Source organism: Pseudonocardia oroxyli (assembly GCF_900102195.1).
GTDB classification, from domain to species: Bacteria; Actinomycetota; Actinomycetes; order Mycobacteriales; family Pseudonocardiaceae; genus Pseudonocardia; species Pseudonocardia oroxyli.
Genome location: NZ_FNBE01000005.1, coordinates 143196 through 161876, shown reverse-complemented (window position 1 = coordinate 161876; position 18681 = coordinate 143196). Strand labels below are relative to the sequence as shown.

Genomic DNA, 18681 nt, shown 5'->3' with positions numbered 1-18681 from the left:
GCCGGGCGGGGCGCAGGGCGCAGGACGCAGGCCATGATCCAGCGTTCGGGAGATGGTGGGTCGGGAATCGACCTCTCGGCGCCCCGACGGTGGATCATCGTCCGAGCCGAGCCGAGCCGAGCCGAGCCGAGCCGAGCCGAGCCGAGCCGTTCCACGTGAAACATCGACGCCCCGCGGCCATCGGGCCGCGGGGCGTCAGTGGGTCAGGCGTCAGTGGCTCACGCCGTGTCGGGTGAGGGGGTGTGTGCTCCCCTGCGCACCTCCAGTGCGGGCGCGGCGGGGAGGCCGAAGGTGCGGCGCACGTCCATCTCGGCCTCGATCACCGCGGCCAGCCGACGCACGCCTTCGGTGATGCGCTCAGGCGTCGGGTAGCAGTACGAGAGGCGGAGCTGGCGGCTGCCGAGACCGTCGGCGTAGAAGCCGGTGCCCGAGGCGTACGCGACCCGGGCGGTCACGGCGCGGGGCAGCATCGCCTTGGCGTCGACGCCCTCGGGCAGGGTGACCCACACGTAGAAGCCGCCGTCCGGGACGGTCCAGGTGCAGCCGTCCGGGAGGTGGGTCTCGAGCGCGGCCAGCATCGCGTCCCGGCGCTCGCGGTACTGCTCGGTGAACGTCTTCACCTGGGCGCGCCAGTCGTGCTTCTCGAGGTACCGCGACACGATCATCTGCGTGAAGCTCGGCGGGCAGAGGGTCGCGGACTCGGCGGCGAGGACGAGCCGGTCCCGGACCGCGGGCGGGACGAGCGCCCAGCCGACCCGCAGCCCGGACGCGAACGTCTTGGAGAACGACCCGAGATAGATCACGGAGCGGTCCATGGACCGGAGCGCCGGGTACGTCGTGCCGCTGAAGCCGAGGAGGCCGTAGGGGTTGTCCTCGACGACCCCGACCCCGTACTCGGCGCAGAGCTCGAGGATCCGTCTGCGCCGCGACACCGCCAGCGTGACGCCGGCCGGGTTGTGGAAGTTCGGGATCGTGTACAGGAACTTGGGGGTGATCCCACGCCCTGCGAGGGTGCGCAGGGCCTCCTCGAGCAGCTCGGGGACGAGTCCCTCCGAGTCCATCGCGACGTGCACCACGCGGGCCTGGTAGGCGGCGAAGCTGCCCAGCGCGCCGACGTACGAGGGCCCCTCGGCGAGCACGACGTCACCGGGGTCGCAGAACAGCCGGGTGACGAGATCGAGCGCCATCTGCGACCCCACGGTCACCACGACGTCGTTCGGGTCGGCCTCGATCCCCTCCTCCCGCATGACGTCGCAGATCTGCTCGCGCAGCGCCGGGACGCCCTGGGCGGACCCGTACTGCAGCGCGACCTGCCCCTCGCGGGCGACGAGGTCCCCGATCTCGGCGGAGAGCGTGTCCAGCGGGAGGGCGGCGAGGTTCGGCATCCCGCCCGCGAGCGAGACGACCTCGGGCCGGCTGGCGACCGCGAAGAGCGCGCGGATCTCGGAAGCGACCATGCCCTGGGTGCGGACGGCGAAGCGTTCCGTCGGGGCCGCCGCTGCCGCCGCGGTCCGCTCGACGGCGTCGGGGCGGTGCGGGGAGGGCGGGATCGTCACGACGGATCCTCCAGATCGACACGGCAGCGCCACTCGGGCGCTGGGAAACGGCAGTTGAGTGTAACCGGGACGGGTGTACGGCCTGCCCTTCGGCGAGGCCGGGTGACCGGTCGTCGTCGTCGGGGTGTCGCGCGACCTGTCCGCCGACCTACCATCGAGCAGCCCTCGTGATCACGCGGGGGTTCACGACTCGCGGAACCCCAGGGTCCCCGCCGGAGGTAGCACGTTGTCCTGGCACGTCACGGCGGTCAACCTCGACAACCTCGGAGATCTCCCGAAGCGTTGTCGCTCCTGCGTGTTCTGGGAGCTGGCACCGCACCTCGCGAAGCAGGCCGAGGACTTCGGCACCACCGAGCTCGAGAAGGAGGCGTGGGTCTCCGAGATCCTCCTCGAGTGGGGCTCGTGCGGGAAGATCGTCTACATGCGCGGCGCGCCCGCGGGCTACGTCCTGTACGCGCCGCCGGACGCGGTGCCGCGCGCCACGGAGATGCCCACCGGCCCGGTGAGTGCGGACGCGGTGCTGTTGACCACCCTGCAGGTGATGCCGGAGTTCGCGGGCGAGGGTCTCGGGCGGATGCTCGCCCAGGCCGTCGTGAAGGACCTGACCCGCCGCGGCGTGCGGGCGATCGAGGCCTTCGGCGAGGCCAAGCCCGGCACCGAGCCCGGCTGCATCGTCCCGGCGGACTTCCTGCGCAGCGTCGGGTTCAAGACGGTCCGTCCCCACCCGCGGTGGCCGCGGCTGCGGATGGAGCTGCGCTCGGGGCTGGAGTGGAAGGAGGACGTCGAGCACGCGCTCGAGCAACTCCTGGGCACGATCACGATCCCGATGCAGGCCGCCGCACCACCCGCGCCTCGCACCCCCGCGCGCGTACACGCGATCTGAGAGCCCGCTGTACGGGCTCCAGGCGCCCCGAATCACACAGGTGTGAGTCAGGGGCGCGGGACGGCGGGCGCGCAGCTCCTCGGCCCGCACGGGCTCAGATCGCCTGCGCCTGGTTCCGGATCTCGTGGGCGAGCACGTCCGAGAAGGTGAACGTGCCCGTCGGCTGGTCGTTCTGACCGAGCAGGTACAGCCGCTTGACGGCGACGAGGATCCCCTCGGCCACGACGTCCCGGAAGCCGGAGTCGATCAGCTTGCGCCGGTCGCCCATGTGCGTGAGGTAGCCGAGCTCCACCCGGACCGTGGGCATCCGGGTCAGCCGCAGCAGCTCCCACGTCCGGCCCTGGATGCCGCAGTCCAGCATCGCGGTGCGGGTGAGCAGCTCGCGCTGGATCAGCCCGGCGAGCGCCTCCCCCACGGTGGAGGTGGCGCCGGTCCCGTTGCCGAAGTGGAAGGTCGCGAGCCCCTGCGCGTGGATGCTGCGGTTCGCGTCGGAGTGAAGAGAAAGGACGAGGTCCGCGTTCGCCTCGTTGGCGAAGGCGGCGCGTTCGGCGTCCGACGGGCAGGTGTCCTCGCGCCGGGTCACCAGCGCCTCCATGCCGGTGGCCGACATGCGCCCGACGAGCCGCCGGGCCAGGTCCCACATCAGGTCGGCCTCGCACACACCGGAGGCCTGGACACCCCGGTCCAGCCCGCCGTGGCCCGGGTCGATGACGATCCGCTTGCCGCGCATCCGGGGCCCGGCGCGGCGGAGCAGCTCCTGCTCGCGCAGCAGGCCCGGGCTGCCGCCGGTGACCTTGCGACCGAGCTGGCGCAGCGCGCGCAGCGTGGCGGGCCCGCAGACGCCGTCCGCAGCCATGCCGTACTCGCGCTGGAACCGGCGCAGGGCGGCCTCGGTCTGCTCGTCGAACACACCGGAGGGGCGGCCGGGGTCGTAGCCCAGCTCGAGGAGCCGGGTCTGGAGCTGCCCGACGTCGTCACCGCTCATCGGCGCGGACACCAGCAGCGCCAGCATCCGGTCGCCCAGGCTCCACCCGGCCTCGCGCAATGCGCGGTAGGTGTCCGGCCCGACGATCCCGTCGGTGATGAGCCCACGACGCTGCTGGAAGGCCTGGACGGCGCGTTCGAGCTCGACGTCGAACTGGTCGGGAGTGGCGCCCGGGGCGGCGGTGGCCAGCAGGCCGAACCGACGCAGCGTGTCCCTGATCTCGACGACCGCACTTCCACGGTCCCCGCGGCGGAGCAGCTGCATGCACCCCTCGCTCGATCTCGACGTCCTTCAGGCCGCCGACCATTCTGCACCGCGGGGTCCCATTCGAGGCACAGCGCCCCCGACACGGGCGTGTCCCCGCCGCGAACGGCGGGGACACGCGGCGAGCGGCTCGACGCCGCTCGGTGATCATCGCCGGACGCACCGACGGATCGGTGACCGGCCGTATCCTCGAGGCTCCCCGAGGATCCGAGGATCAGAGGTAGTCGGACAGGTCGTTCAGCAGCGCGGCCTTCGGCTTGGCGCCGACGATCGTCTTCACCGGCTTGCCGTCCTTGAACAGGATCATCGTCGGGATCGACATGACCTGGTACTCCTGGGCGGTCTTGCCGTTCGCGTCGATGTCCAGCTTGGCGACCGTCAGGTCGTCCTTGTGCTCGCCGGCGATCTCGTCCAGCACCGGGGCGACCATCTTGCACGGCCCGCACCAGGTCGCCCAGAAGTCGACCAGGACGGTCTTGTCGCTCTTCAGGACGTCGTTCTCGAACGTGGCGTCCGTGACGTCCACGGTGTTGTTGCCCATCCGGGGTATCTCCTTCTCAGCTGTCGAACTCAGTGCACGGCTGCGGCGACGTCCGCCGAGTCCGTCCCGTAGCCGCCGCCCGCGAGCTCGGCGTCGATCGGGGTCTCGGCGAGCCAGCGCTCGGCGTCGATCGCCGCGGAGCAGCCGGAGCCCGCCGCCGTGATCGCCTGCCGGTAGGTGTGGTCCACCAGGTCACCGGCGGCGAAGACGCCGGGGATGTTCGTGTACGTGGTCGGGGCCTGCGTCTTCACGTAGCCCGCGTCGTCCAGGTCCACCTGGCCGCGGACGAGCTCGCTGCGCGGGTCGTGCCCGATCGCGACGAACATGCCGCTGACCTCGAGGGTGCTCTCCTCGCCGGTCACGGTGTCCTTGAGCCGGAGCGCGGAGACGCCGTTCTCCCCGACGACCTCCTCGACGGCCTTGTTCAGCTGCCAGTGGATCTTCGGGTCGTTCTGCGCGCGCTCGAGCATGATCCGCGAGGAGCGGAACTCGTCCCGGCGGTGCACGATCGTCACGGTCCGCCCGAAGCGGGTGAGGAACGTGGCCTCCTCCATGGCGGAGTCGCCGCCGCCGACCACGGCGATGTCCTTGTCCCGGAAGAAGAACCCGTCACACGTGGCGCAGGCCGACACGCCGCGGCCGAGCAGCTCCTGCTCGCCGGGGATGCCCAGGTACCGCGCCGCGGCGCCCATCGCGAGGATGACCGCCCGGGACCGGTAGGTCACGCCGTTGGCGACGACCTCCTTGACCTCTCCCGTCAGACTGACGGAATCGACGTCCTCCGAGCGCAGGTCCGCGCCGAAGCGCTTGGCCTGGCCCCGCATCTGCTCCATCAGGACCGGGCCCATGATCCCGTCGGTGAAACCGGGGAAGTTCTCCACCTCGGTGGTGGTCATGAGCGCGCCGCCGAACTGGCTGCCCTCGAACACCAGCGGGGCGAGCTGGGCGCGCGCGGCGTAGACCGCGGCGGTGTACCCGGCCGGTCCGGAGCCGACGATGATCAGCTCATGGATCTTCTGCTCGGTGCTCACCGATGCCTCACTCCTCGTCCGACGTGTCCGGCCTGCTCAACACGATCCTAGGAGCGGGCATTCCCCTGCTCGCCCGGGCATCCGCTCGACCTGTGGGGTGCGTCACTCTCCGACGGTCTGGTCGGCGAGCAGCCGCCCGCAGTCCGGGGTGACCACGACCGCCCGCACCACGCCCTTCTTTCCCGTCGAGAGGACGATAAGGAGGCCGTCGAGCCCGTTCAGGCGCAGCGGCCGCCCCGCCAGCAGGGCGCCCGTCGGCGGCGCCACCCCGGCCTGGAGCAGGCACGACGCCAGCGCGGCCGGGTCCGCGAGCCGCCCGACCGCCCGGGTCCGCTCCGCGAGCACCCGACCGCTCGCCCCGGCGAGGTCGGTGGGCCCGGGGCCCGGGCCGGTGAGCACGACCCCGACCAGGACCGCCGCCGCGGCGGTGAGCAGCGGTCCCCGGCGCCGCCGACGCGGTCCGCGCCCGGGCGGAGCGGGTGGGGGTCCGCCGCGATCGGTCCGCTCCGTCTCGGCGTCCGCGGCGTCGAGCGCGGCCGCCAGGGACCCCGCGAGCGCCACGGGCATCCGTTCCCGCCCGAGCGTGCCCAGGTCGGCACGGGTGGCGTCCAGCGCGCGCAGGACGTGATCGGTGCCGGCGCCGCCCGCGGCGAGGACGCGTGCCGCGGTCGCCTCGTCCGGGAGGCCTGCGTGGGCCTCGGCGAGCCGCGTGAGCCACCCCCCGCTCGTCATCCGCCCTCCCGCAGGTGCCCGAGGAGCCCGGCGAGCCGGAGCCTGCCCCGCGCACAGCGGCTCTTCACCGTGCCGACCGGCACCTCCAGGATCCTCGCCGCCTCCGCCACCGGATATCCCTCCACATCGACGAGAACCACGGCCAGCCGCTGCTCGACGGGCAGCTCGGCCAGCGCGTCGACCACGGCGAGCCGGGTCATGGCCCGGTCGGCCGGATCGTCCGGCGCGGGGAGCACGTGGTGGCGCCGCCCGACGAGCCCCGGCCGCGCCCGGTCGTGCCGGATCCGGTCGACGCACTTGTGCACCACGATCTGGTGCAGCCAGGTGCCCACCTCGGCCTGGCCGCGGTAGCTCGACGCCCGGCGGTAGGCCGCCACCAACGCCTCCTGCACGACGTCCGCCGCGTCGTCCGGGTCCCGGACCACCCGCAGCGCGACCGACCACAGCCGGTCGCCGTGGCGGCGCACCAACTCGTCGAACGCGCCGCGCTCGCCCGCCCGGTGGGCGGCCAGCAGCTGCCGGTCGGACCGGGCGTCGAGCAGGGGCACGGGGCGGACGGTAGGAGCGTGCCGCGTCCCTCATCGCCGAATGCGGTGGAGTCCTTTGCGATCGTGAACGGGATGGGCTCCCGGTCAGTCGCCCGCGCGGTAGAAGACGACCTCGTCGATCTGGCTGACGTGGGCGTCCCCGCTCCCGCTCAGCGTGGTGATCCAGATGAGCAGGTGCTGCACGGGCTGGCTGTCGGCCAGCGAGATCGTGGTGGTGCCGGAGCGCAGGGTCTCCCGGGTCAAGAGCGTGGTGTCGTCGAGATCGGCGTCGGCGCTGGGCGCGGAGCGGATCTCCACGACGGTCCCGGCGCTGGGCGAGCTGATCGCGAGCTGCGAGAGCTGCTCGGCCCCCACGAAGGACGCCATGAGCCCCACACCCGGCTTCAGCGCGGGCAGCTGCTGCTTGTAGGTGTAGGTCGACCAGGTGGTGGCCGGGTCGCCGTCGACGGCGCGGTCCACCTCGTCCGCGTTGTCCCGGTCCCCGGTCTTGTCGTAGACCTCCACCGACACCCCGCCGATGGCGACGTTGCCCGCGGGACCGCCGGGCACCGCGCTCGCGGCGTTCGACCCGCCGACCACGATCGCGGGCGCGGTGGGCTCGCGGAACATCGCCCCGACCTGCACGCCGAGGTACCCCAGCACGCCCAGGACGAGCGCGGCGAGCACCCCCACGCCGATCGCGAGCTTGCGCCTGCTGCGCGGGTCCCGGGGCGGGGGCCTGCGGGTCTTGGCCTGCCAGACGTCGTCCGGCGCGGCGGTCACCCCGTCGTGCTGCGGGGGGAACAGGGCGGCGCGGTCCTCCTCGGCGACGACGTCCGCGATCATCCGGTGCACCGCCGCGGCGGTGTGCACGCGATCGGCCCCGGGGCTCAGCGCCGCCGTGCAGATCGCGTCGAGCTCCACGGGGACACCGGGCCGCAGGCTCGACGGCGGCACCGGGGCCCCGTCGCCGTCCCGCTGCGGGGAGGGCAGGCCCGCGCGGGCCGCGTCCGAGCCGGAGAGCGGCCAGCGAGAGGTCAGCAGGGTGTAGAGGACGGCGCCGAGGCCGCGCACGTCGTCCTCCGGCCGGGTGCCCGGCCGGGGCAGGACGAAGGCGACCTGCGCGCGGCCGTCCTCGGCCACCCGGATCCGCTGGGGGTGGTCGGTGCCCAGCACCAGCCCACGGCCGTGGGCCTCCTCCGCCGCGGCGGCGAGCGACTGCACCATCCGGGCGGCGCGCGGCGGCTTGAGCAGCCCGTCGGCGACGGCCTCGGTGAGGCTCAGGTCCGCGACCCACTCGGTCACGGCCGCGCCCAGCACGTCCTCCGGCACGCCGGGCGAGCCGGCGGCCAGGACGTCCAGCAGCCGGGCGCAGCCCGCGTGCTCGAAGCCGCCCGCCCGCAGCGCCCGCACGATCATCTCGGCGGCCCGCGCGGTGCCCTCGGGATCGGAGTCCGACTCGTCCGCGGGACGGCGGCGCAGCACCGTCATCCCGACGTCCCGCTGCAGCACGGTGTCCTCGGCCCGCCAGAACTCGGCCCCCGCGCTGAGGTCGGAGCCGACGCGCGCGACCAGCCGGTAGCGGCCTGCCAGGACGGTCCCCGGCCCGGTGCCCACCATCGAGCGCACGACCCGGGGCCGGTCGTCCGGCGGTTCGGCGGGGCTGGGGATCGGTGCGGGCGCAGGCTCGGCGGCGGTGTCCGCGATCTCCTCGGACCGGCTCACGGCGACACTCCGCTCACGCCCCGCGCCTCCACCCCGTACGACTCCCCCAGGTCGTCAGCCTACGGCAGATCTCCGCCCGCAGACGACACCCCGCGCCGTGACGACGCGGGCCGAGCCATCGGGAACTTCCCGCCCCGACCCGACGTTCCGGCAGCCCCGACCACCGGCCGGACCTGTGCGGATGCACCGTTCGGCGGGTCCGCCTGCACCGGCGGGAAAGGCGGCGGCGCGGGCGGAGTGCCGCCGGTTCCCCCGTCCGGACCTGACCCCTTCCTGTCGCCGCGGATCCGGCGCCAGATCCGGCGGGCCGCCAGGAGCACCAGCAACCCGCCCGCGACGGCGGTGAGCCAGACCGTGACCGTGCCGTAGACCGTCGAGCGGACCTGCAGCCGGGTCGGCTCGCCGAGGGCGCCGCCGTCCGGGGTGCGGACGGCCGCCTCGACGGTGAACTGCCCCGCGCGCAGCACCTCGGTGCTGACCCGGACCTGGACCCGGCCGAGCGGGGGCACGCGCTGGACGGGGATGGGTGCCACCCGCAGGCCGGCGGTACTCGTCAGTTCGACGCGAACCGTCATCGTGATCGGCAGCCCGTTCGCGACGGTCAGCGGGACGGGGGCGTCCCGGGTCCCCAGCGAGAACGGTCCCGGCGGCTCCAACACCCGCACCGAGCCGACGAGCTCGCCGATCCGCCCGTCGACCAGGTCGGCCTGGGCCCGGGCCGCGGCGGGGTCGCCGCGCCAGGCGCCCGAGGCCGCGCGGAGCAGCCCGCGCAGCAGCGGGTCGAAGACCTGCTCGGGCGGTGCGCCGACACCGGTCTCGTAGTCGGCGGCGGCGCGCAGCCGCTCGACGTCGTCCCGCGCGGCCACCAGGCTCGACACGACCGCGGGCGGGATCTCCTCGGCCCCGGCGCGCACCGGGTACACCAGTCGACCCTGGTCGGCGCCCGGCGCGGGGCCCGCCGCGATGGACGACCCCAGCGCCCGCGGCTCGATCACACCCGCGGTGAGCAGCCGGTTCATCCCGTCGAGCAACGCGATCGCGCCGGGCCCGTCGACCCGCCACTGGTGCGGCGGCGCGAGCGCGACCGGCCCGGCGGCCGGGTCGCCGGTCAGGGCGCGGAAGGCGAGCGCACCGAGCGCGTCCTGCGTGCCGAGCGCCCCCGGCCCACCCGCGGGGCTGCCGCTCGCCGGTGTGTCGCCGAGCCCGGTGGCGGCGAGGGTGAGCAGCGGGTCGGTGAGCACCGCGGTCGTCGAGGTGTTCCCGTTCGCCAGCGACACGACCCCGCCGCGGCTGCGCTCCACCGAGTCCACGGACAACACCACCGCCGACGAGCCGTCCTGGGCCTCGCCCACGTCGGCCAGGGTGGCCTCGTCCAGGGCCCCGTCGATCGGCCAGACCGTGTCGGCCAGCACCGGGGTGTCGAGCAGCTCGGCCGCGATCCGCCGCCCGTCCGCGACGGCCCGGGCGGCGAGGTCGGACGCGCCGGAGCGGGCCAGGGCGACCAGGTCGACGTCCGACTGGGCGAGGGCGAGCACGCAGCCGCCGCGGACCGTGCCCGCGAGCTTGGCCAGCCAGGCCCGGGCGGCGTCCGCTCCCGCGCCCGCGGTGAGGGTGCCGTCCGCGGCGCGGACCTGGTAGCCGTTCGCCATCTGCGCGGCGGTCTCGACCAGGTCCGGGTCGACCGCGACGCACACCCCGGCCCGCAGCGGCGACCCGACGGGCGCGCGGGTGGCCAGGGCGTCGACCAGCCCGTCGAGCCTGCCGCCGCGGCCGAAGGAGGCGGCGAGGTCGTCGTCGGTGAGGGTCGGGGGCTCGCCGGGGACGGTCGGGAGGCGGTGGGGCGGGTCGACGATCGGGAACAGCAGGGTGGCGGGCTGGGCGGTTCCGGCGGTCCCGGGGGGCGCGGGCTGCCCCGGGACGGCCAGCACCGGCAGCAGCATCCGGGTCGCGGCCATCCGGGCCCGGACGCCGTCCCGCGTCGCGTTGACGTTGACCAGCAGGGCGTGCACCCCGGTCCGGTTCAGCGCGAGGCTCGTGGTGGGCGGGCCGGTCAGCGGAATGCTCAGGTTGACCGGGGTCGACGCGCCGGGGGCGAGGTCGGGCAGGTCGGTGAAGGCGGGGGTCACGGCGTCCGCGGCGTCGTCTCCCGCGAGGGCCTCGCGCACGGCGGCCTCGGTGCGCAGGGGGTCGCTGCGCTGCACCCGCACCCCGATCCCGGTCACGGGGGACGTCCCGGTGTTGGTCAACCGGCCCGACACCACGAGGCTGCTCGAGTCCGAGGTGACGACCCGCGGCCCGATGCCCGCCAGATCGAGCTGCAGTCCGCTGTCCCGCTCCGGGAGGGGGGCGCCCGGCTCCGCCCACGCGGGCGCGGCGCCGAGCAGGAGGACCGCGACGACCGCGACGAGCGCGAGCAGCGCTCTCACGCGGTCTCCTCCAGGAGCTCGGTGGCCCGGCGGATCAGCCTGCGCTCGTCGGCGTAGGCGAGGCGGGACTCGAGCTCCCCCAGCGGCACCCAGGCGACCTCGGCGACCTCGACGTCGTCGTCGCAGAGATCACCGCCGAGCGCGCGCATGAGGAAGTGGTGCACGGTCTTGTGCACGCGGCGGTCTTCGGCGACGAACCAGAAGTCGATGGTGCCCAGGGGTGCGACCACGCGCCCGATGATGCCGGTCTCCTCCTCGACCTCGCGCACCGCCGCCTGCTCGGCCGTCTCACCAGCTTCGATGTGGCCCTTGGGCAGGGACCACAGCAGCCGCCCGCGCCGGTCCAGCCTGCCGATCACCGCCGCGCGGCCCAGTACGTGGTCCACCACGAGCCCGCCCGCGGACGTCTCGTCGACGGTCCGCAGACGGCGGCGCCGCTCGGGCGGTCGTCCTGCGCGGCGCCCTCCGGAGCGGCCGCGGGAGGAGGACATGTGGCGATGGTAACGAGCCCGCGGCGTGCAGGTGGGTTCCCGGCGACCCGGGTGCGTCACGCCCACGTACACTGGCCCGCCGTGTCTGCCCCGCCCGTGATCACCGATGTCGACCCCGCCGCTCTCCGGCGTGCCCAGGAGAATGCCCTCGTGGAGCTGCTCGACATCCCCGCCGTCGCCGACGAGCTCGGCGAGCGCTTCCGCGCGGCCGGGCACGAGCTCTACCTGGTGGGTGGCAGCGTGCGGGACGCGCTGCTGCGCCGCGGCCAGTCCGACCTGGACTTCACGACCGACGCCCGGCCCGAGGCGGTCCTGGAGATCGTCGCGGGGTGGGCGGACGCCACCTGGGACACCGGCATCGAGTTCGGCACCGTCGGTGTCCGGCGCGGGGACGAGACCCTCGAGATCACCACGTTCCGGGCGGACGCCTACGACCGCCGGTCCCGCAACCCCGTCGTGCGGTTCGGCGACACGCTCGAGGCGGACCTGGTCCGCCGCGACTTCACCGTGAACGCCATGGCGGTCGAGGTGCACGCCCCGCGCGGGGACCGGCGCTTCGTGGACCCCTACGGCGGGCTGGCCGCCCTGCACGCGGGCGTGCTGGACACCCCCGCCGCGCCCGAGGAGTCCTTCGCCGACGACCCGCTGCGCATGCTGCGCGCGGCCCGGTTCGTGTCCCAGCTCGGCTTCACCCCGGCCGACCGCGTCGTCGAGGCGATGCAGGCGATGGCGGGCGAGCTGACCCGGATCACCCGCGAGCGGGTGCAGGCCGAGTTCTCCAAGCTGTTGCTGGGGGCCCACCCGCGCCGGGGGATCGAGCTGCTCGTCGACACCGGGCCGGCCGAGTACGTGGTGCCCGAGGTGCCCGCGATGCGCCTGGCGATCGACGAGCACATGCAGCACAAGGACGTCTACACCCACTCCCTGGTCGTCATGGAGCAGGCGATCGAGCAGGAGGAGTCCCCGGACCTCGTGCTCCGGCTCGCCGCCCTGCTGCACGACGTCGGCAAGCCCGCCACCCGCCGCAAGGAACCGGACGGCCGGGTCAGCTTCCACCACCACGAGGTGGTCGGGGCGAAGATGGTGCGCAAGCGGCTGCGCGAGCTGCGCTACCCCAAGGCCGTGATCGACGACGTGGCCCAGCTCGTCTACCTGCACCTGCGCTTCCACGGCTACGGCAAGGGCGAGTGGACCGACTCGGCCGTGCGCCGCTACGTCACGGACGCGGGCCCGCTGCTGGAGCGGCTCCACAAGCTCGTCCGGTCGGACTGCACGACCCGCAACCGGCGGCGCGCCGCGGCGCTGCAGCGCTCGTACGACTCGCTGGAGAACCGGATCGCGGAGCTGCGCAAGCAGGAGGAGCTCGACTCCATCCGCCCCGACCTCGACGGCAACGCGATCATGGAGATCCTCGGCATCCCCCCGGGCCCGCAGGTGGGCAAGGCCTACAAGCACCTGCTGGCGCTGCGCATGGAGCAGGGCCCGCTCACCCGCGACCAGGCCGAGGAGGCCCTGCGCAGCTGGGCGGCGGAGAACCTGCGCTGACGCGCCCGTGCGTGGTAACTGGTGCTCTGGCACCACTTACCACTCACGACCCCGAGCGGCGTAGCTCCAGGTCGTGGCCGACCAGACCCAGCAGGTAGAGCACCGCGGCGCCGCCCAGGAGCCAGTGCGAGTACCCGTCCGGCGGGCTGAGGAGGGCCGCGGCGGCGACCGCGAGCACGTAGCAGGTGTTGAACAGGGCGTCGTAGAGCGCGAAGACGCGGCCGCGGGTCGCGTCCGCGGTCTGCTCCTGGATCGCCGCGTCGGCGCACAGCTTCACGATCTGGCCGCCCGTGCTGAGCACGAACGCGCAGGCCAGCACGGTGGGCAGCGTGATGTAACAGGCGACCACCACCTGCGTGAGACCCGCGATGACCAGCCCCAGCCGGATCGTGTGCGAGCGCCCGAACCGGTGGGTCAGCCACGGCGTGACGAGCGCCGCGACGCCGATCCCGGCCGCCGCGGCGACGACCACCTGCCCGACGCCCGCGAACCCCGCCTTCAGCGGCCCCATGTCCTCGAAGGCGTAGCGGAACAGCAGCAGCGACAGCAGGGTGCTCGTCCCGAAGGCCAGCCGGTGCGCCCCGACGGCGAGAAAGGCGGCACTGACGGCGGGGACCCGCACGACGGCCCGCGCGCCGTCCGCCCAGCCGTGGGCGACGGCCGAGACCGAGCTCGCGACGCCCGCCCGGGACGTCGGGAGGCGCGCCCTGTCCGGGCCGAGGGCACCCGCCGCGAACCCGGCCGCGACGGCCGCGGCCACCAGCGAACCGACGACGGACAGCGCCGCCGTGCCCCCGGACCCGAGATCGCCGGACCCGAGCAGGGCGCGCGCCCCGATCGCCATCGCCCCGCCGAGCGCGGCGGAGGCCGCCCCGGCCGTGGAGGCGACGACGTTGGCCTCGACGAGGTTGCGGGGCTCCACCACGTGCGGCAGCGCCGCCGACAACCCTGCGCCGACGAACCGGCTCACGCCCACCACCGCCAGCGCGCCCAGGTAGAGCAGCGGACCGTCGACGCCGGACGCGACCGCCGCCGCGGTGAGCAGGATCAACACCCCGCGCAGCAGGTTCGCGACGAGCAGGACCCGCCTGCGGTCCCAGCGGTCCAACAACGCCCCGGCGAACGGCCCGATCACCGAGTACGGGAGCAGCATCACCGCCAGGCCCGCCGCGACGGCCAACGGCTCGGCCTGCCGCTCGGGGTTGAACAGCACCGCGCCGCCGAGCGCGGCCTGGAAGAAGCCGTCCCCCCACTGCGCCGGGACGCGCGAGGCCAGCAACCGGCGGAACCCGCGACCGCGCAGGAGGGCGCGAACGCCGACCTTGCGGGTCTCGGAGACCGGTTCGGCGAGCGGCACGGGTTGGAGGGTACGTCCCCCGACCGGGGTGCGAACATGGGTGAGTGAGGGACGAGCGCCCCGGCCGGCAGGCCGCCACCCCGGTCGGACCCGGAACCCTTCTGGTGGCCGCGACGGGCCTCACCGATCCCAACTTCTCCCGCACGGTGGTCTACATCGTGGAGCACCGCGGACAGGGGAGCCTGGGTGTGGTGCTGAACCGGCCGTCGGAGGCGTCGGTGCGGGAGGTGCTGCCGAAGTGGGCGTCCTTCGCGGCGGAGCCGGGCGGTGTGTTCGTCGGCGGGCCGGTCGACGGCACCACCGCGCTCTGCCTGGCGATCCTGCGGCCGGGTGAGCGCCCGGACGGGTTGACCGGCGTCGTCGCGGTGAACGGCCCGGTCGCGCTGGTCGACCTGGACAGCGACCCGGCGGCGCTGACCGGGAAGGTGCGCGGTCTGCGGATCTTCGCGGGCTACTCGGGGTGGGACGCGGGCCAGCTCGACGGCGAGATCTCCCGCGGCGACTGGTATGTCGTCCCGGGTCTGCCGGACGATGTGACGACCGCTCGTCACGCCGACCTGTGGGGCCGGGTGCTGCGCAGGCAGGGCCCGCCCCTGGCCCTGCTGGCGACCTTCCCGGTGGAGATGGGTCTGAACTGACGTACATACGAGCGTCTTAGACGATCGTATGAATACCGCGCCGGCCGAGGGAGGACGCATGAGAGCTCGACCGTTGTTCACGGTCGCCGCCCTGCTCGTGGTCGGAGCCTGTTCCGCCCCGGTCACCGCCCCGGTCACCGCCCCGGTCACCGCCCCGGTCACCGCCCCGGCACCACCGGAGGCGCCCACGACGATCGACGGCGCCCGCCTGGAGCAGGACGTCCAGGACTACCTGCGCTCCGACCCGTCGCTCGCCCCCTTGGCGGCCGGTCGGGTGCAGTGCCCACCGGCGGCGGCGATCGACCCGGACGTCGTCCTGTTCTGTCAGATCACCGGGGTCGGCAAGGTCTGGTCCGTGCCGGTCACCATCCTGGACCGACGCGGCGACTACCGGATCGACAAGCCGTTCTGACGTCCGTCCCAGACGAACGTCTAGACGATCACGCCTGTGCGGGTCGGCACCCGGCGATGAGGTCGCAGCCCGCGCAGGTGCCCGCACACGCCGCGGCCTGCGGCTCGGCGGCGCGGGAGGCGGTCTCGAGCTGCGCGGCGCGGTCCCCGAGCGCCCCGCCGATCCCGGCCAGCACGAACGCGCCGACCAGCCCCACCGCCGTGACCACCCAGGCCAGGGCGGTCGGCGGACCCGCGACCAGCGTGATCCCCGCGAGCAGCGCGATCCCGCCCGCCGCGCCGAGCGGCGGGGCGGCCACCCGGTTGGCCGAGACCCAGGCCGGAGCGGATTCCAGCGTGGCGGCCGTGCGCACCCCGACCCAGCGGTTACGCCGCAGCGCGGACCGCGCGCCGAGCACGGCGATCGCGACCAGGGCGATCCCGACGAGCAGGAACAGCACGGCGAGCACGAGGCGGAGGATCGTCGGCACAGGACCAGGGTAGACACCGCGTCCCGTGTCCTCGGAACCCCGTCACCGCCCGTCGAGCAGCGGCGTTACCCTGGGAGGAAGCGCTCCGCGGCCCCTCGCACGCTGCCGCGACCGATGCGGCCCGGGCCGCCGGGCGGCACACGGATCAGCAGGCCGGACACGGCCATTCCTCGAGGTGAGCGGGACGATGAGCACGGAGAGCACGACGATCGCACCCAGCGAAGGCGGGTCGGCCGGAGCCCCGCCCTTCCGGTACGACGCCACGCTCGCCAACGCGATCGAGCGCCGCTGGCAGGACCGCTGGGCCGCGGAGGGCACCTTCCACGCCCCCAACCCCGGCGAGCCGGGCTCGGAGCGGCCGAAGGCCTACGTGATGGACATGTTCCCGTACCCCTCGGGCGCGGGGCTGCACGTCGGGCACCCGCTGGGCTTCATCGGGACGGACGTGCTGGGTCGGTTCCTGCGCATGAACGGCCGCAACGTCCTGCACCCCATGGGCTTCGACTCGTTCGGCCTGCCCGCCGAGCAGTACGCCGTGCAGACGGGCACGCACCCGCGCACCACCACCGAGGCGAACATCGCCCGGTACAAGCAGCAGCTGCGGCAGCTCGGGCTGGCCCACGACCCGCGCCGGTCGATCGCCACCACGGACGTGACGTACTACCGCTGGACCCAGTGGATCTTCCTGCAGATCTTCGAGTCCTGGTACGACACCGAGGCGGACCGGGCCCGCCCGATCGCCGAGCTGAAGGCGGAGTTCGAGTCCGGCGCGCGGCAGACCCCGGACGGACGTCCGTACAGCGAGCTGGCCGAGGGCGAGCGCCGGGCGCTGATCGACTCGTACCGGCTGGCCTACATCTCCGAGGCGCCGGTGAACTGGTGCCCCGGCCTGGGCACGGTCCTGGCGAACGAGGAGGTCACCGCGGACGGGCGCTCCGAGCGCGGCAACTTCCCCGTGTTCCGGCGCAGCCTGAAGCAGTGGAAGATGCGGATCACCGCGTACGCGGACCGGTTGGCGTCGGACCTGGACCGCGTCGACTGGCCCGAGTCGGTGAAGGCCATGCAGCGCAACTGGATCGGGCGCTCCGAGGGCGCGCGCGTCCGGTTCTCCGCCGGTGCGGGCGACATCGAGGTGTTCACCACCCGTCCGGACACGCTGTTCGGCGCGACCTACATGGTCCTGGCCCCTGAGCACCCCCTGGTGGACGAGCTCGTCCCCGCGTCGTGGCCTGCGAACGTCGATCGCCGGTGGACCGGCGGCGCCGCCACGCCCGCCGAGGCCGTCGCGGAGTACCGCGCCGCCGCCGCACGCAAGTCGGAGCTGGACCGGCAGGAGAACAAGGAGAAGACCGGCGTCTTCATCGGCGCGTTCGCCGTCAACCCGGTGAACGGCGAGTCCGTCCCCGTGTTCGTCGCGGACTACGTGCTGATGGGCTACGGCACCGGCGCGATCATGGCCGTGCCGGCGCAGGACCAGCGGGACTGGGACTTCGCGACGGCGTTCGGCCTGCCGATCGTCCGGACCGTCGACCCGGGCGACTGGGACGGCGAGGCGTTCACCGGCGACGGCCCCGCGGTCAACTCCGCCAACGACGAGATCAGCCTGAACGGGCTGGGCGTCGCCGAGGCCAAGCGCGCCATCACGGAGTGGTTGGCGGACAAGGGGTTCGGCGAGGGCGTCGTGCAGTACAAGCTGCGGGACTGGCTGTTCTCGCGGCAGCGGTACTGGGGCGAGCCCTTCCCCATCGTGTGGGACGAGCACGGCCCGATCGGCCTGCCGGACGACCAGCTGCCCGTCGTCCTGCCGGACGTCGACGACTACTCCCCCAAGACCTACGACCCGGACGACGCGAACACCGAGCCCGAGCCGCCGCTGTCGCGCGCGCAGGACTGGGTGAACGTCGAGCTGGACCTGGGCGACGGGCCCCAGCAGTACCGCCGCGAGACCAACACGATGCCGCAGTGGGCGGGCTCCTGCTGGTACTACCTGCGCTACCTGGACCCGGAGAACACCGAGCGCTTCACCGGCGTCGAGGCGGAGAAGTACTGGGTCGGCAAGGACCTCTCGATCTCGCCGGTCGACCCGGGTGGGGTGGACCTGTACGTCGGCGGCGTCGAGCACGCGGTGCTGCACCTGCTGTACTCGCGCTTCTGGCACAAGGTGCTGTTCGACCTGGGCCACGTGACCAGCGAGGAGCCCTTCCGCAAGCTGTTCAACCAGGGCTACATCCAGGCCTACGCCTACACCGACGCGCGCGGCACCTACGTCCCGGCCGAAGAGGTGGTCGAGGAGTCGGAGGGGCGTTTCACGTGGAACGGCCAGCCGGTCAACCGTGAGTACGGCAAGATGGGCAAGTCCCTGAAGAACGTCGTCACGCCGGACGAGATGTGCGACCGGTACGGCGCGGACACCTTCCGCCTCTACGAGATGTACACCGGACCGATGGAGGCGTCCCGTCCCTGGTCGACCCGGGACGTCGTCGGTCCGCAGCGCTTCCTGCAGCGGACCTGGCGGAACCTGGTCGACGAGAACACCGGCGAGTCGCGGGTCACCGACGAGGAGCCGGACGCGGACACCCTGCGCGCGCTGCACAAGGCGATCGCGGGCGTGCGCGAGGACTACCCGGCCCTGCACTACAACACCGCGGCCGCGAAGCTGATGGAGCTGACGAACCACCTGACCAAGCAGTACCCGGGTGGGGCGCCGCGGTCCGTCGCCGAGCCGCTGGTCCTGATGTTGGCCCCGCTGGCGCCGCACATCAGCGAGGAGCTGTGGTCGATCCTCGGCCACCCCGAGACGCTGGCCTACGCCGACTTCCCGGTCGCGGACGAGCAGTACCTGGTGCAGGACACCGCCGAGTACCCGATCCAGGTCAACGGCAAGGTCCGCTCCCGGGTCACCGTCCCCGCCGACGCCGATCGCGCCGCCGTCGAGGCCGCCGCCCTGGCCGACGAGAAGATCGTCGCCGCCCTCGACGGGGCTGCGCCGAAGAAGGTCATCGTCGTGCCCGGCCGGTTGGTCAACATCGTCCGCTGAGCGGTGTGATCCACCCGTCGGGAGTGGGGCGGTCGGATGTCGACCGCCCGGCTCCCCGACGG

Annotated in this window: 16 protein-coding genes; 5 read left to right on the top strand and 11 right to left on the bottom strand. The window is 73.8% G+C overall.

Annotation, left to right across the window (positions count from 1 at the left end):
- Positions 1 to 218: 218 nt before the first annotated feature.
- A complete protein-coding gene (locus tag BLS43_RS09765) occupies positions 219 to 1556 on the bottom strand; it encodes an aminotransferase-like domain-containing protein (protein WP_245707403.1) in 1338 nt (445 codons plus the stop codon).
- Between the two features lie 226 nt (positions 1557 to 1782).
- Here BLS43_RS09765 and BLS43_RS09760 point away from each other — a divergent pair, with 226 nt between their 5' ends.
- Positions 1783 to 2439: a GNAT family N-acetyltransferase gene (locus BLS43_RS09760; RefSeq protein WP_093080668.1), complete on the top strand. Its 657-nt coding sequence runs from the start codon at positions 1783 to 1785 to the stop codon at positions 2437 to 2439.
- 94 nt (positions 2440 to 2533) lie between these two features.
- On the opposite strand, the gene BLS43_RS09755 is transcribed toward BLS43_RS09760, so the two are convergent.
- The 8 genes from BLS43_RS09755 to BLS43_RS09720 form a co-directional block, all read right to left on the bottom strand.
- Entirely contained in the window at positions 2534 to 3688 is a 1155-nt protein-coding gene (locus tag BLS43_RS09755) for an N-acetylmuramoyl-L-alanine amidase (RefSeq protein WP_093080664.1), read from the bottom strand.
- A gap of 214 nt (positions 3689 to 3902) precedes the next feature.
- Positions 3903 to 4229, bottom strand: coding sequence for a thioredoxin (gene trxA, locus BLS43_RS09750; protein WP_093080659.1), 327 nt, complete (start codon positions 4227 to 4229; stop codon positions 3903 to 3905).
- A gap of 29 nt (positions 4230 to 4258) precedes the next feature.
- A complete protein-coding gene (gene trxB / locus BLS43_RS09745; RefSeq protein WP_093080654.1) occupies positions 4259 to 5260 on the bottom strand; it encodes a thioredoxin-disulfide reductase in 1002 nt (333 codons plus the stop codon).
- A 102-nt stretch (positions 5261 to 5362) separates the two neighbouring features.
- A complete protein-coding gene (locus BLS43_RS09740) occupies positions 5363 to 5992 on the bottom strand; it encodes a hypothetical protein (protein WP_093080649.1) in 630 nt (209 codons plus the stop codon).
- Positions 5989 to 6540: an RNA polymerase sigma factor SigM gene (gene sigM, locus BLS43_RS09735; RefSeq protein WP_237194873.1), complete on the bottom strand. Its 552-nt coding sequence runs from the start codon at positions 6538 to 6540 to the stop codon at positions 5989 to 5991. The genes BLS43_RS09740 and sigM overlap by 4 nt, the downstream gene beginning before the upstream one ends.
- 84 nt (positions 6541 to 6624) lie before the next feature.
- Entirely contained in the window at positions 6625 to 8244 is a 1620-nt protein-coding gene (locus BLS43_RS09730) for a protein kinase family protein (protein WP_093080644.1), read from the bottom strand.
- Between the two features lie 59 nt (positions 8245 to 8303).
- Complete coding sequence (locus tag BLS43_RS09725; RefSeq protein ID WP_093080640.1) at positions 8304 to 10670, bottom strand: DUF6049 family protein; 2367 nt, start codon at positions 10668 to 10670, stop codon at positions 8304 to 8306.
- Entirely contained in the window at positions 10667 to 11161 is a 495-nt protein-coding gene (locus BLS43_RS09720; protein ID WP_093080636.1) for an NUDIX hydrolase, read from the bottom strand. The genes BLS43_RS09725 and BLS43_RS09720 overlap by 4 nt, the downstream gene beginning before the upstream one ends.
- 81 nt (positions 11162 to 11242) lie before the next feature.
- Here BLS43_RS09720 and BLS43_RS09715 point away from each other — a divergent pair, with 81 nt between their 5' ends.
- On the top strand, positions 11243 to 12706 hold the full coding sequence (locus tag BLS43_RS09715; RefSeq protein ID WP_245707402.1) for a CCA tRNA nucleotidyltransferase: 1464 nt from the start codon (positions 11243 to 11245) through the stop codon (positions 12704 to 12706).
- 43 nt (positions 12707 to 12749) lie between these two features.
- On the opposite strand, the gene BLS43_RS09710 is transcribed toward BLS43_RS09715, so the two are convergent.
- A complete protein-coding gene (locus tag BLS43_RS09710) occupies positions 12750 to 14063 on the bottom strand; it encodes an MFS transporter (RefSeq protein ID WP_093080632.1) in 1314 nt (437 codons plus the stop codon).
- Between the two features lie 44 nt (positions 14064 to 14107).
- Here BLS43_RS09710 and BLS43_RS09705 point away from each other — a divergent pair, with 44 nt between their 5' ends.
- Together BLS43_RS09705 and BLS43_RS09700 are read left to right on the top strand one after the other, a co-directional pair.
- A complete protein-coding gene (locus tag BLS43_RS09705) occupies positions 14108 to 14701 on the top strand; it encodes a YqgE/AlgH family protein (protein ID WP_093080628.1) in 594 nt (197 codons plus the stop codon).
- A gap of 58 nt (positions 14702 to 14759) precedes the next feature.
- Positions 14760 to 15113 (top strand): DUF4333 domain-containing protein, encoded by a 354-nt coding sequence (locus BLS43_RS09700; protein ID WP_176921252.1) that lies wholly within the window; start codon positions 14760 to 14762, stop codon positions 15111 to 15113.
- Between the two features lie 28 nt (positions 15114 to 15141).
- Here the strand turns inward: BLS43_RS09700 and BLS43_RS09695 are convergent, their stop codons facing one another.
- Positions 15142 to 15582, bottom strand: coding sequence for an SdpI family protein (locus tag BLS43_RS09695; protein ID WP_093080618.1), 441 nt, complete (start codon positions 15580 to 15582; stop codon positions 15142 to 15144).
- Positions 15583 to 15769: 187 nt separating this feature from the next.
- Here BLS43_RS09695 and leuS point away from each other — a divergent pair, with 187 nt between their 5' ends.
- Positions 15770 to 18619: a leucine--tRNA ligase gene (gene leuS, locus BLS43_RS09690; RefSeq protein WP_093080614.1), complete on the top strand. Its 2850-nt coding sequence runs from the start codon at positions 15770 to 15772 to the stop codon at positions 18617 to 18619.
- Positions 18620 to 18681: the final 62 nt, after the last annotated feature.